This window comes from Bacillus sp. 17RED48, from assembly GCF_019837545.1.
GTDB classification, from domain to species: domain Bacteria; phylum Bacillota; class Bacilli; order Bacillales; family Bacillaceae_G; genus Bacillus_A; species Bacillus_A wiedmannii.
On the sequence record NZ_JADAXG010000006.1, the window covers coordinates 102,018 to 115,867 of the forward strand.

16 protein-coding genes are annotated in these 13,850 nt (G+C 36.6%); 8 read left to right on the forward strand and 8 right to left on the reverse strand.

The annotated features are described in order from the left end of the window. The first annotated feature begins 8 nt into the window (after positions 1 to 8). From ILT06_RS21955 to ILT06_RS21970, 4 genes are read left to right on the forward strand one after another with little or no spacing between them, the layout of a single operon-like run. Entirely contained in the window at positions 9 to 890 is an 882-nt protein-coding gene (locus ILT06_RS21955) for an SGNH/GDSL hydrolase family protein (protein WP_222655554.1), read from the forward strand. Beyond that, positions 887 to 1,804, forward strand: a complete 918-nt coding sequence (locus ILT06_RS21960; RefSeq protein ID WP_088047717.1) for an ABC transporter ATP-binding protein — start codon at positions 887 to 889, stop codon at positions 1,802 to 1,804. The genes ILT06_RS21955 and ILT06_RS21960 overlap by 4 nt, the downstream gene beginning before the upstream one ends. Continuing rightward, positions 1,797 to 2,789, forward strand: a complete 993-nt coding sequence (locus ILT06_RS21965; RefSeq protein WP_154131287.1) for an ABC transporter permease subunit — start codon at positions 1,797 to 1,799, stop codon at positions 2,787 to 2,789. The genes ILT06_RS21960 and ILT06_RS21965 overlap by 8 nt, the downstream gene beginning before the upstream one ends. Before the next feature lie 19 nt (positions 2,790 to 2,808). After that, the gene (locus ILT06_RS21970; protein WP_064476060.1) at positions 2,809 to 3,486 is read left to right on the forward strand and encodes a uracil-DNA glycosylase; all 678 of its coding nucleotides are present in this window, start codon (positions 2,809 to 2,811) and stop codon (positions 3,484 to 3,486) included. Between the two features lie 41 nt (positions 3,487 to 3,527). Here ILT06_RS21970 and ILT06_RS21975 read toward each other — a convergent pair whose 3' ends face one another. From ILT06_RS21975 to ILT06_RS21985, 3 genes are all read right to left on the reverse strand, one after another. Further along, the gene (locus ILT06_RS21975) at positions 3,528 to 3,821 is read right to left on the reverse strand and encodes a DUF3817 domain-containing protein (protein WP_048542756.1); all 294 of its coding nucleotides are present in this window, start codon (positions 3,819 to 3,821) and stop codon (positions 3,528 to 3,530) included. A 209-nt stretch (positions 3,822 to 4,030) separates the two neighbouring features. Further along, positions 4,031 to 4,852, reverse strand: coding sequence for a Cof-type HAD-IIB family hydrolase (locus ILT06_RS21980; RefSeq protein WP_154131286.1), 822 nt, complete (start codon positions 4,850 to 4,852; stop codon positions 4,031 to 4,033). A gap of 236 nt (positions 4,853 to 5,088) precedes the next feature. Next, positions 5,089 to 6,372, reverse strand: a complete 1,284-nt coding sequence (locus ILT06_RS21985; RefSeq protein ID WP_154131285.1) for a purine/pyrimidine permease — start codon at positions 6,370 to 6,372, stop codon at positions 5,089 to 5,091. Between the two features lie 95 nt (positions 6,373 to 6,467). Here ILT06_RS21985 and ILT06_RS21990 point away from each other — a divergent pair, with 95 nt between their 5' ends. From ILT06_RS21990 to ILT06_RS22000, 3 genes are all read left to right on the forward strand, one after another. Continuing rightward, a complete protein-coding gene (locus ILT06_RS21990) occupies positions 6,468 to 7,460 on the forward strand; it encodes a potassium channel family protein (RefSeq protein WP_064476063.1) in 993 nt (330 codons plus the stop codon). A 6-nt stretch (positions 7,461 to 7,466) separates the two neighbouring features. Continuing rightward, positions 7,467 to 7,754, forward strand: coding sequence for a YwdI family protein (locus ILT06_RS21995; protein ID WP_001167358.1), 288 nt, complete (start codon positions 7,467 to 7,469; stop codon positions 7,752 to 7,754). 65 nt (positions 7,755 to 7,819) lie between these two features. Beyond that, positions 7,820 to 8,188 (forward strand): DUF423 domain-containing protein, encoded by a 369-nt coding sequence (locus tag ILT06_RS22000; protein WP_000688322.1) that lies wholly within the window; start codon positions 7,820 to 7,822, stop codon positions 8,186 to 8,188. Positions 8,189 to 8,219: 31 nt separating this feature from the next. Here the strand turns inward: ILT06_RS22000 and gerQ are convergent, their stop codons facing one another. The 4 genes from gerQ to hemQ all read right to left on the reverse strand — a co-directional run bounded on the left by gerQ (position 8,220) and on the right by hemQ (position 11,613). Further along, a complete protein-coding gene (gerQ, locus tag ILT06_RS22005; RefSeq protein WP_064476065.1) occupies positions 8,220 to 8,648 on the reverse strand; it encodes a spore coat protein GerQ in 429 nt (142 codons plus the stop codon). A 27-nt stretch (positions 8,649 to 8,675) separates the two neighbouring features. Then, complete coding sequence (cwlJ, locus tag ILT06_RS22010; protein ID WP_000538163.1) at positions 8,676 to 9,098, reverse strand: cell wall hydrolase CwlJ; 423 nt, start codon at positions 9,096 to 9,098, stop codon at positions 8,676 to 8,678. A gap of 174 nt (positions 9,099 to 9,272) precedes the next feature. Next, on the reverse strand, positions 9,273 to 10,544 hold the full coding sequence (locus ILT06_RS22015) for a serine hydrolase (protein ID WP_088047718.1): 1,272 nt from the start codon (positions 10,542 to 10,544) through the stop codon (positions 9,273 to 9,275). A 325-nt stretch (positions 10,545 to 10,869) separates the two neighbouring features. Beyond that, positions 10,870 to 11,613: a hydrogen peroxide-dependent heme synthase gene (hemQ, locus tag ILT06_RS22020; RefSeq protein WP_088047719.1), complete on the reverse strand. Its 744-nt coding sequence runs from the start codon at positions 11,611 to 11,613 to the stop codon at positions 10,870 to 10,872. A 279-nt stretch (positions 11,614 to 11,892) separates the two neighbouring features. On the opposite strand from hemQ, the gene pta reads away from it, so the two are divergent. Continuing rightward, complete coding sequence (gene pta, locus ILT06_RS22025) at positions 11,893 to 12,864, forward strand: phosphate acetyltransferase (protein WP_000067226.1); 972 nt, start codon at positions 11,893 to 11,895, stop codon at positions 12,862 to 12,864. Positions 12,865 to 12,912: 48 nt separating this feature from the next. Here the strand turns inward: pta and lipL are convergent, their stop codons facing one another. Further along, entirely contained in the window at positions 12,913 to 13,758 is an 846-nt protein-coding gene (gene lipL, locus ILT06_RS22030) for an octanoyl-[GcvH]:protein N-octanoyltransferase (protein WP_046955490.1), read from the reverse strand. Positions 13,759 to 13,850: the final 92 nt, after the last annotated feature.

Sequence of the window (13,850 nt, forward strand, 5' to 3'; positions counted from 1 at the left end):
GATAAGGTGTGAAAATCGCTTTTCAAAATTGCGTTTGGTATAATTATGGACAATCTATGAGGGCTAAAAGGGGTTTTGATATGAGATCAAAAGTAGTAAAAGTAATTCTACTCATTACAATTGCATCTTTCTGTTTATTTGCATATGGCTTTGTTTCAGGTGTAAATGATATGTTAAATCCGAAAGCTTCAAATTTAATTAAAAAGACCGATGTAGTGGCAAAAGAGAAAAAGAAAACGGGAACGTTACAAATCGTTAGTTTAGGTGATTCATTAACACGTGGTGTTGGTGATAAAGAAGGAATTGGCTATATTGGGCGTATGAAAGAGGATTTACAAAAAGATTATAAGCAAAAGGTTGCATTAACAAACTTAGCTGTTAGTGGTGCAAAAATGCCCGATCTATTAAAACAAATTGAGAGTAGTGGCGCTCAATATTCAATTAAGCAAGCAGATGTAATCGTTTTAACAATTGGAGGAAATGATTTATTTCCAGGTTGGGAATCGCTTGGAAAGATAGATTTAGAAACATACCGTCCGGATACGGCGACGTTCCAAAATGAAGCGAAGAAAATAATAGAAGAAATTCGTAAGTTAAATACAGGTAGCCCTATTTTTTGGCTTGGTTTATACAATCCTTTTGAAGATGTAGAAGATTTAAAAGGTTCTTCAAACATCGTTGTAGACTGGAATGCATCTTTAGAAAAATTAGCGCTAAATGATAAAAATGTGTATATTACACCGACATTTGATTTATTCCAAAATCGTGGGAAAGAATTATTATACTCCGATCATTTTCATCCGAATGAAGTAGGGTATACATATATGGCAGACCGATTAGTTCAAAATGTTGTGAGTAAATTAAAACTAGAACAAGGAGGGGTAAAATGACGACGATACTTTCCGTACGAGACGTGAAGAAGGTAATTGGAAAGAAGACAATTGTAGAGAATATTTCCTTCGATGTAAAACAAGGGGAAGTGTTTGGCTTCCTAGGGCCGAATGGTGCCGGAAAAACAACTACAATTCGAATGTTAGTTGGATTGATTAAAGAAACAGAAGGTACGATTTCTATCGGTGGTTATTCAATTAAGGAAAATTTCAGAGAAGCGATGCGTCAAATAGGGAGTATCGTTGAAAACCCAGAACTGTATACATATTTAACTGGATGGGAAAATTTAAAGCAATTTGCCCGTATGCTAGGTGATATATCAGATGAACGTATTATTGAAATTGCTCAAATGGTTCATTTAGATGAAAGAATTCACGATAAGGTAAAAACGTACTCACTTGGTATGAAACAGCGCCTCGGCATTGCGCAAGCGCTTCTTGGAAATCCAAAATTGCTCATATTAGATGAGCCGACAAATGGTTTAGACCCAGCTGGAATTAGAGAACTTAGGGAATTTATACATAAGCTTGTGAAAGAAGAAAATATGAGTGTGTTTATTTCAAGTCACTTGCTAAGTGAAGTACAAATGATATGCGATCGGGTTGCGATTATTCATAAAGGAAAAATGATAACAGTTGCCAAGATTGAGGATTTAATTAAAACAGCAAGTGATCGTGTAGAATGGATTGTTACACCGATTTCTAAAGCGAAAGATATGCTAGAAGATGCTAAGGAAGTAAGAGAAGTGAGTATAGAAGATAATCGATTACTATGCCGCATGGATATTGCATCTATAAGTAGTTGGAATAAAAACTTTGTAGAAAATGGGATAGATGTGCATAGCGTTAAGGAGCTTGTATTTACGCTAGAAGATTTATTTATTGAACTCACAAGGGGTGAGCAGCATGCGTGAATTTGCGAATCTAGTTTTAAATGAATCGGAGAAAATTTATCGTAAGAAACGTATTTTTGTTGTCATGCTTATTTTAGCAATCTTGATCCCACTTTTTGTGTATGCGCAGTATCGTGAAGTAGAAACGACACAAAAAAGGCTAGGTACAACGGATTGGAAAGTTTCGCTGCAACAACAAATTGTTGATTCTCAAAACCGCTTGAACAATTCTAGACTACCAGAAGAATGGCGTGATTGGCTAAAGGTAAGAGTGGAGCAGCAACAATATTATTTAGATCATGATATTAACCCGATGGCACCGGGCGCACCCACTTTTGTAAGGGCGTTTATTGAGCAAGGAATTACATTGTTTATTCCGCTTCTTGTAATGATTGTAGCTATTGATATTGTTTCAGGAGAACGAAGTGATGGAACGATGAAGATGTTACTTACGCGGCCGATTCGGCGCTGGAAAATACTCCTTAGTAAGTACTTGACGATGTTATTTTTCATTTCACTCATACTGCTCCTTGTCGGTTTGTTTGCTTACGTATTATCAGGGCTTGTATTTGGATACTCAGGATGGAATTTACCCGTTTTAACTGGGTTTGTTATTGATAAGGAAACGTTAAATACGAATTTTGTACATCTTATTCCGCAGTGGCAATATATTTTGATGGCGTATGGATTAGCTTGGTTTGTTGCTATCGTTGTCGGAACTATATCATTTATGGTTTCCGTTTTAATTCGAAATACACCAGCTGGTATGGGCGTTATGTTAGCCGCACTAATTGCAGGTGGTATTTTAAGCTCATTCGCAACATCTTGGGAAGGTGCGAAATATATTTTTAGTGTGAATTTATCATTAACAGATTATCTATCAGGAAAATTACCTGCATTACAAGGGTTATCGATGGGGTTTTCTTTAATGAATTTAACTGTATGGGCCGTTGTGTCCCTTATTATTTCGTTTGTAGTATTTACAAAGCAGGATATGGTGAATTAATTGGACGGGAAGTGAAAGCATGAAAAATGTTTTAAAAAATGATTGGGGGCCATTATTGGCACTGGAATTTGAGAAAGAATACTATCGCAAACTAGCTGATTTTTTGAAAGAAGAGTACAGCACACATGTTGTTTATCCGAAAGTAGAAGATATTTTTAATGCTCTAGAATATACAAGTTATGAAAATGCAAAGGTCGTTATTTTAGGACAAGACCCATATCACGGACCGGATCAAGCGCATGGTTTAAGCTTTTCAGTACAACCTGGTATTAAAACGCCGCCGTCATTGCTAAATATGTATAAAGAACTTCGGGATGAATATGGTTATGAAATCCCGAATAACGGTTATTTAGTAAAGTGGGCAGAGCAAGGAGTTTTATTATTAAATACTGTACTAACAGTTCGACAAGGTGAAGCAAATTCTCATAAAGGGAAAGGATGGGAGCATTTCACAGATCGCGTAATTGAGCTATTAAATGAACGTGAAAAGCCGGTTATTTTCATATTGTGGGGACGCCATGCACAGGCGAAGAAAAAGTTAATTACGAATAAGAAGCACCATATTATCGAATCTGTACATCCAAGTCCACTATCAGCAAGACGTGGTTTCTTTGGTAGTAAACCATATTCTAAAGTAAATACGATTTTAGCTAATATGGGCGAGAGAGAAATTGATTGGGAAATTCCAAATCTATAAATAGAAAAGGTAGTTAACAGTCGTTAACTACCTTTTTGTTATTATTGTTGTTCGTTCTTTAATTTTGCATCTAGTACAAACGTACCGAATGGGATAATTGATGAAACGAATGCTCCAAGTGCCCATAAAATTGATTTACGGTGTACGATTGTTACTTGAATTACCGCAAAGATGAATAGAATAAATAAAACACCATGAGCCATGCCTGTAATTTTAACGGCTGTAGCAAATCCTGCAAAATATTTTAATGGCATTGCTACAAATAATAGTAGTAGGAAAGAAATCCCCTCAACAAGTCCAATTGCTCTTAATCGTCCGATTGGTGTAGATAACATGAAGTAGCCTCCTTTAATGTATGCTTGTATATAGTAAATTTGTATTCTTTTTCAAAATAAAATAGTTTATTTTGTTTCATTATATACAAAAAGAAAGTTTACACTACGAGAATAGTGCAAAGTTCAAAATATAGTCACAAAAGCGTGGTAATTTAAATAAAAACCTATTTGAAGTATTTGACTTCAAATAGGTTTTGTGAATGAAAATATTAAACAAGTACTTCGTTTTTTAGTACAAATTTCTCTACGACTTTTGCAACGCCATCGTTCATATTTGTATCTGTTACGTAGTTGGCAATTTCCTTAATATCATCTGGTGCATTGCCCATTGCAATGCCAAGACCAGCAAATTCAATCATTGCTTGGTCGTTATAGCTATCGCCCATTGCGATAACTTCTTCACGCTTAATGCCAAGCTTTTGGATCAGTTTGTTTAAGCTCGTTCCTTTTGTAACACCGGCTTCAGTAAATTCTAAGAAGAATGGTTTCGAACGCATCACGCTTAATTGACCTTCTAGTTGTTGTTGTAGTTTTGATTCTACCGTTTGTAAATGTTCTGGATTTTCTACCATTAACACTTTTACAACTGGTTGTTGTACAGATTCTTTCAGGTTATTTACTTCTACGATTGGCATACCCGTAATTTGACCTTCAATTTCTGTATAAGAGTTGTTTTTTTCAGTGATAATATCGTCACCAATGTATGTGTGAATCCATACATTTTCTTCTTTACTAATATCGTAAAGACTGTGAACGATTTCAGGGGATAATGTACTACTGAATAACTCTTCATCTGTTTTACAGTTAATAATTTTTGCACCATTAAATGAAAGAATAAAGCTACCGTACTCCTCTAATTGCAATTCTTTTGCGATTGCACGCATTGCGAATGTTGGACGCCCAGAAGCAAGTACAACTTTTACACCTTGCTCTTGTGCAGTCATTAGAGCCTCTTTCGTACGGGGTGAAATAGTATGGTCGTCACGTAATAAAGTATCATCTAAATCTAAAACAATCATTTTATAAGTCATATTGAAAATTCCTCTCTTTGTTGAAATAGAAATAAAGTTTTATGAAGATATTGGGGAATATATAGTAAGACATCGAACTTCTTTATGTGAAGTTAGGAAAATTCCTATATTGTTAGTATAAATTACCATGAGCGTGTTGCCCACGATAATTTATACCGCTAACGCCTGATTAGCTTGCACTTTATCATTATCGTAACAACTCTAAAGGTAGAGTGCAATAATGGAAGTTTTCCAATTTACGATGGTTGTTTTTCTGTTGAACGAGAAAATAGTATTTCGAGCAAAATTGCCATTACAGATCCAAGAACGAGACCGTTACTTAAAAACGATGCTAAAAATGGTGGGAGCGTAGAAAATGCTTCTGCTGGAACAAACATAACCCCGACTCCTGTAAAGATCGAAAGACCCGCCACTTTAAATAATCGTTCTTTATCTTGTACTGTTTCGTATTCGCGAAAGGCAAGACCAATCATGCTTGCAAATACAGGATAAATGGCAGCATATCCGACTGCGACAGGTATCGCCGCAAAGAATGAAGTAATCTTTGGGAATATACTAACGAAAATAATAAAGCTTGAACCTAACATAAATGGGAGTCGTTTATAAATATTAGTCGTTGCAATAAATCCTGCTGATCCAGAAATCGCGACAGGTCCAATAGCTGAAAAAAGGCCTCCTAGCAATTGATTGATTCCTGTTATAATGCCGGCTTGTTTAAAACGATCTGGTGCTGCATTCTTTTCATACTTAGAGACAATCCTTTGCACAACGCGAATACTTGCTAACATATTTGTTAGAAGTAATAGTGTAACGAAAACGACTGTAATTGCCATGTTCCATTCAATACGAGGCATTCCGAAAACAAATAGAGACGGAAAACGGATTATATCTGTCACAGGCGTTACTGGATTTGATAATCCGAAGCATGCGAATAATATCCAGCCGCAGACGATACTGAAAAGAACGGAATATTGTCCAATAATAGGTAGCTTCATGATGAAAAAGGATAGTAAAATAACAATGAGTGAAAGAATAAATACGTCAGCTTGTACTTCTGTATGTTGTCCGTCAAGGCCGAACATTCCCTTTAAGAAGGACCCGCTAAGTTGCGCGACAAGAAGAAATAAATATATTCCAATGACTGTCGGTGTAAAATAGCGAACTAGTTTATCGATGATTCCAAAAATGCTAAGAATAATACAAATGATACCACTTAATAGGAAAGCATACTGAAGGACTTTAAGCGTTTCATTGCTGGATCCAAATAATACGACACCTAAACTTGCATAAAGGGAGAAAATCCCCCACCAAAGTCCAGCAGGACCTTCTTGAATAGGAAGTTTATGCCCAAATATGGCTTGCAGTAGGCCAGCAAAGCCAAGAACAAATAATGTTCTTTGTACAAATGCAATAGCTTCAGCGCCATCGAGACCATAACTAGTTGCGACGCTAATTGGTACGATAAGGCTTCCAGCTAAAATAAATAGCGCCCATTGTAAGGCGGAAAGAAATGTTTTCATTATATCAACCTCTTTCATAGATTCCGTATCTAGTATATATGTATTTCATTTCCGCTGGCAAAGATTGTAGATAGAGAAAAGAGTTGAAACACGATATGAATGCACGTAAGCAATTATGGATAGCAGTTATATGTATGACCTTTGTTGTAATTCTAGGAACGGTAGGATTTATGACGATTGAAGAGATTAGTTTGTTTCAAGCATTTTGGATGACGATGATTACTGTATTAACTGTTGGATACGGAGATGCCGTTCCTGTAACACAGGCAGGAAAAGTTTTTGCGCTTCTTATCATACCGGTCGGGGTCGGTATCGTTACGTATGCAATTGGTGTAGTGGCAGCTATGATTATTGAAGGGAATTTATTTCATGCAGTGCGGAGGAAGAAGATGGATAAACAAATAGCGCAGTTACAAAATCATATTATCGTATGTGGTTGTGGTAGAGTAGGGCTTCAAGTTGTACATGAATTGCAAGAAAAGAAAATTCCATTTGTCGTTGTGGATAAAGATGAAAGCATATTAGAGAAGGAAAAACTTTTGTATATACACGGAGATGCAACGGAAGACCAAGTGTTACATCATGCTGGAATTTCAAAGGCAGCTGGTTTAGTTGCCATCGTAGCAAATGATGCTGAAAATGTATTTATTACATTAACGGCTAGAGGATTAAACGATGCAATTAAAATTGTGGCAAGAGCAGAAAAACCAGAAACTGAAGACAAATTAAAGCGGGCTGGGGCGAATAAGGTGATTAATCCATCTAGCATGGCAGGAATTCATATTGCAAAAGGTATTGCGAATCCGCTAACAGTTCATTATATTGATACAGTACTGTATGGCGTGGAGCAGTCATTTGTAATTGAAGAGATTGCAGTAGGAAAGGGCTCTATTTTAGCTAGTAAATCATTACTCGAGAGTGATGTGAGAAATCAATTTGATGTAACAATTTTAGCGATTTTGAGAAATGGGAATGTTATACATAATCCAACGGGGCAGGAAAAACTACAAGAACATGATATGATAATAGTGTTTGGTTCAGTAGAGAAGCTAGGACAATTTGAGAAAGAACTACAAAGTAAGAGGTGACAAGGAATGCAAATATCGAGCGATAAGATTTTAAATAAAATGGCGAATGAAATTGCAAAGGCAAAAAGCAGTGAAGGGCAACAATCAAAAGCGCATTTATTAGTTGTGCGAGCGTTATGTGATTTATTATTAGATGAACAAGCTGAGCCTTCTATGTATAGAGAACCTGAGATTCCATCACAAGTAATTGGATCTCAGCCTATGACGACAGTTCAACCAGTTATGCCGGTTTCTGGAGAACCTGTTTATATAAAAGAAGAAGGCGCAAACGGTAATTCTTTATTTGATTTTTAGAAGATAAATCGTTTGGCTTATATGAAAAAATTGCTTATGATAAAGGTAAAAAAAGGGGAATTAAGATGAAAATTTTCTTTTTACTAGGTTGTATTGCGGCAGGGCTATCTGTTGCGCTAGGGGCTTTTGGAGCACACGGTTTAGAAAATAAAGTTTCTGCAAAAATGTTAGAAGTTTGGAAAACAGGCGTTACATATCAAATGTTTCATGCAGGTGGACTATTCGTAGTTGCTTTATTAATGGATAAAATTCAATCATCACTTTTAACTACTGCTGGCTGGCTTATGGTAGCTGGGATTATTATGTTTTCAGGTAGTTTGTATGCATTAAGTACGACAGGTATTAAGTTCTTTGGCCCAATTACACCTCTTGGTGGTGTAGCGTTTATCGTGGCATGGATCTTAGTCGGAACTGCAGTTGTAAAAGGGTTATAAAAAACAAAAGCTGGCATATGCCAGCTTTTTTTTATGGTCTTGGAGCATAAGTTGCTTGTTGACTAGGTAAATACGTAATTTCTTCTGGGAATTCTACATAATCTAAGTAAATCATTAATAGTAAATAGCGTTTCCCAGATTGGGGCTCACTAATTACGATATGGTCACGGCCAGCTGCCTCAATAATACCTGTATAAGATTGTGTACCGAGTGAACTACCACGCTCATAAGTCATTACAACGGTGGCTTGCTTGCCTTTGTTCAAGCGAAGAATATTTTCAATATACGACTGTTCTAATGGTAACATGCCTTGAGAAACGGCATATTGAGCTTGCGCAGCTTGTTGTTGCATCGCTTGCTGTTGTTGCTGTTGTTGTTGGGTCATTTGTTGCGGTTGTACATAAGTTCCAGATGGTTGATAGAAACCTGTTCCGTAATACGGGTTTTGTTGCTGTGCCATCCAAAAATCCCTCCTCATTATCAATCCTTAATATACGCCAGGACAATCCTCGCCAGATGGCTGGAAGAAGCAGTGCTTTTTGAAGCGACCAGAGTTTTGTTGATTATACCAAGTTGGTGGACAAGGGCCTTCCGGTCTAAAAAACCATAAGGAAAAGTTGGCGGGCCAAAAACGTTGTCCTTGAATCGTTCGCCTTGCTAATGCGATATCTTGTTCTCTTGCACGCTGATAAAAATACCCTTTTTGCGTTGCTTCAAAACCGCCAGGATTTTGATAAACCATTTGACGTAAATTACGTATTTTTTTAAAATCTAAACAATTTCCGCGGACACGATTTACTCCTACGTTTCCGACCATTAACATTCCTTGTTGTCCTTCTCCTTCGGCTTCAGCACGCATCAGTCTAGCTAATAACTTTACATCTTCTTCGTTATAAGCAATAACACCCATTATGTGTCACCTCTCTTTTTGGAATACCTTGTGGAAAGAGGTTTATTTCTAGATGAAGTGTGTAACGATTACTAGTTCATACGTATGAGAAAAAGGACTCAGATATGACAACCAAACGAAGTTTTACATGGAGAGAGGAAAATAAAAAAGCTAGCGTGAGCTAGCTTTCCATCATTAAAATACTTTAGACCATAAGTTTGAGAAGAAATCTCCGATAGAGCGCATTGTTAATACGAACCAATTTGCCTTTTCAACTTCTTCTGTCGTTTTTGCAGTAACTTTCATGTTTTTATTTCCATCTAAAAATCCATATTTATCAGTTGGTTCTAGAACGATGGAACCTACCTTTGCATCCTTTTTAACAGGAGCGACTAAATGTCCATCTTCAGCAAGGGATTTATCTACTTCAGTCCCAATTTTATAAGGATCTTTGCTACCTTTTTTCGCAATTACTGTTATTTCTTTTTCAGGTGCAATAGTTACTTGATCTTCTTTACCTTTTACTACAGAGATTGTGTTGTTTTTATCTACTTTTAATTTTTGTTTTTCAAAGTTATTAAATCCATATTCAATTAATGCACGAGATTCAGTGAAACGCTCGTCCATTGATTTTGTTTTAATAATTACTGAAATAAGGCGTAAGTCACCACGTTTTGCTGTAATGGTGAATCCGTATCCAGCCGTATCAGAACTACCAGTTTTTAAACCATCTGTTCCTTCATAAGAAAAAGCAGCACCTGGTAACATCCAGTTCCAGTTTTCCATACGAATTGGTTTCGGATGATTATCTGGGAAGTTTCTAAATCTTTGTTTTGTATCCTCTAGCATTTCTGGATACTTTGTAATCATTGCTTTTGAAAGCATACCCATATCGCGAGCTGACATGGAATTTTCTCCATTCGGATCCGTTCCCTCAGGGTGTTTTCCCTTTAAGTCAGCGTTATTTAACCCAGTAGCGTTTACAAATTTATATTTCTTTAACCCTAGTTTTTTTGCATGTTCATTTGCAAGATTTAAGAAGTTTTTCTCACTTCCTGCAAGAAGTTCTGCTAAGGCAATACTAGATCCGTTTGCAGAGAAGATAACGATAGAATGATATAATTCTCTTACAGTATATTGACGTCCCTTTTCAAACGGAACGTTAGAGAATTCATTATTACGTGAAACTTCATAAGCGTAATCAGAAATGTTTACCTTTGTATCCCAAGTGATTTTTCCTTCTTTAATTGCTTCTAATACAGCATAAACAACAATTAGTTTTGACATACTAGCGATAGCTAGTAATTCATCTGGATTTTGTTCATGCAGTATTTTTCCTGTATCTGCATCAAATAGAAGTGCAGCAGCTGCCTCAATGTGTATTTTTTCTTCCGCATGGGATGTTGTTACTCCTAAGGAAGAAATTGACAATAAAAGCACTAGTAAAATAGACAAGATTTTCTTCATATAGATTATCACCTTCGCATCGTTATTAGCATGTAGCTCGTACCATTTTAGCATAAATTTGGATATAGAAAGGTTACAATTTTGTAAGGGATTTGAAAGGAATTTGTCGATTTTTGTTCAAATTTGCGGAGAAAAGAAGTTTTTTGAAGAGAAATATAGAGGGTAATAAAAAAAAAGAACGAATTTCGTTCCTTTTTCACGATTTGCCCCGCTATTTGCCGGGCAGTAAGATCCCCACCTCAAAATTAAGCGAAAGCAAAGAAGTTAGGTGGGCGATCAACTGCTCGTAAAAGCCCGATTGGTGAGGGCTGATTAAAGTTTCACTTTATATGTGTAAAAATTTCTCTACCTTTTCGTCTGGTAAAATGTTTCCAACGAAAAATGTTCCGAATTCACCATAACGAGCACTTACTTCATCGAAGCGCATTTCATATATAAGTTTTTTAAATTGAAGAACATCGTCAGCGAATAATGTTACGCCCCACTCAAAATCGTCGAATCCAACTGATCCTGAAATAACTTGGCGTACTTTACCTGCGTACTGGCGACCGATTTTACTATGACTGTACATCATTTTTTTGCGTTCTTCCATAGGAAGCATGTACCAGTTGTCATCACCTTGGCGACGCTTGTCCATTGGGTAGAAGCAAATGTGATTTGCTTTTGGTAGTTCTGGATATAAGCGAGCTAAGATTTGTGGGTTTTGATATGGATCTTCATCAGCTGGAAGGTAGTTGCTTAGTTCAACAACAGATACGTAAGAGTATGCAGGAACCATATATTCAGCTAATGTTGTTTTATTCAATTCTGTCTCAATTTCATTCAACTCTTCCATTGTTGGACGTAAAATCATAAGCATGATATCAGCTTTTTGGCCAACAACTGTATACATTGCATGACTACCTTTTTTCCCGGTAGCTACTTCATTCCATTTTTCAACGACATTTAAAAATTCAGACACAGCTTGTCCGCGTTCGTCGCTAGATAATGTTTTCCATGCAGCCCAATCAATAGAACGTAAATCATGTAAACAATACCAGCCATCTAACGTTGTTGTTGCTTCACTCATTCTATTCACCTCAGTTAATGATAGTTTTACACGTTAACTATAGCATATATAGTTTTAAAATCATCTATATAAAGCCTTAGCGCATAAAATTGTCACATTTAAATTTACTTGAAAATAGGAGAAGATAAGGCTTAAAGGGGATTTATTTCTAGGCTGAATTTTATGAAAATATAATCATTTTCATTTTATCTATTTTTTGGGAGCTATAAGTTTAAAATATAGAGGAAAAGCAGTATTCTTAAAGATAGAGTTTTTTAACATATGTAGGAGGGTTTATTCGTGAGCAACTTATTTACAACAGTAAAAGAAAAAGTTCAAGGAAAAGGCATTTCTATCGTACTTCCTGAAGGAACTGATGAAAGAATTTTAGGCGCTGCAGAGCGTTTAGCAAAAGAAGAGTTAGTACAACCAATTTTAGTTGGTAATAAAGAAGAAATTAGCGCAAAAGCTGCTAGCATGAATTTAACATTAGCAGGCGTTGATATTTATGACCCAGCTACATACGAAGAAATGGATGCAATGGTAGCATCTTTCGTTGAACGCCGTAAAGGTAAAGCAACTGAAGAAGACGCTCGTAAAATCCTTAAAGACGAAAACTACTTCGGTACAATGCTTGTATACATGGGTAAAGCACACGGCTTAGTAAGTGGTGCAGCTCACTCTACAGCTGATACAGTTCGTCCAGCACTTCAAATTATCAAAACAAAACCAGGCGTTACAAAAACTTCTGGCGTATTCATCATGGTACGTGAAGAAGAGAAATATGTATTCGCTGATTGCGCAATTAACATTGCACCAAACAGCCAAGATTTAGCTGAAATTGGTATCGAGAGTGCGAAAACTGCTGAACTATTCGGTATTGATCCACGCGTTGCTATGTTAAGCTTCTCTACAAAAGGTTCTGCGAAATCTCCAGAAACAGAAAAAGTTGTAGAAGCAACTCGCATTGCGAAAGAAATGGCTCCTGAATTAACTTTAGATGGAGAATTCCAATTCGATGCTGCATTCGTACCGTCTGTAGCTGAGAAAAAAGCTCCAGGTTCTACAATTAAAGGTGATGCTAACGTATTCGTATTCCCAAGCTTAGAAGCTGGTAATATTGGCTACAAAATCGCTCAACGTTTAGGTAACTTCGAAGCAGTAGGACCAATCTTACAAGGTTTAAATATGCCTGTAAATGATCTATCTCGCGGATGTAACGAAGAAGAAGTGTACAAGTTAGCTTTAATTACAGCAGCTCAAGCACTTTAATTCTATAATGAATTGAAATAAAGACCGTCGCTATTATAGCGACGGTCTTTATTTTTCTAAGCCAAGTGCTTTATTGTTACGATCAATAATACGTTGTAAATTCGTCTCATATAAAGGTATTTCATCTATTGTTAATTGAGATGGTGTTAACTTTGGAGCGAATTGCTGCAATGTTTTTAAAAGGCGCATCATTAAATCTTGTACTGTAATGGTTTCGCCAAGTAATTCTGAAAGTGAAGCCATCGTACTCGGTACAATTTCAGGATACGTAAAGCGTGTTTCTTCTCCTTGAATGGCTAGGTTGTAGAAATCACGAACGAGTGCGGCACGCTCAGAGCCACTTCCTGTAGCGCAGAGATAAATTTGGACAGCGACACCACCGCGAATACGGCGCTGTGAAATGCCAGCAAATTTTTGATTGCGAATACTTAAGTCATAGCTACCAGGACAGTAAGAACCAACAATTTCTTTTGCCTCGATTGTAACATCGTAATCGTTTAACATTTCCTTAATTAAATGCCACATTGTATCGTATCCAAGATCAATATCGATACCTTTTTCGGTCTCTTGGAATAAAAGTGATACGTTTAAAACACCTTCATCAAGTACGACTGCAAGTCCACCGGAATTACGAACGATAACATTGAAGTTGTTTTCTTGTAAAAAGGAAATACCTTCTTCCAAGTGTGGTAGGCGTGAATCTTGAATGCCAAGAACAATTGTATTGTGATGAACCCAAGAACGCATTGTTGCAGCTGATTGACCATTTCCAATGCTTGTGCACAGTGTGTCATCCATTGCGAATGACTGCAATGCATGGAATGTTGGTCCCAAACTAGACTGATCTACAATACGCCACTCTGGCTGAGATAAAATGGAACGGGAATTGCTCATATAACTAACCCCTTATCTTTAAAATGACAATCTCTATTATAGCAAAAAATGTAGAAAGTAGTTTTAGGAAGAAATCTTACTAAATTGTAATA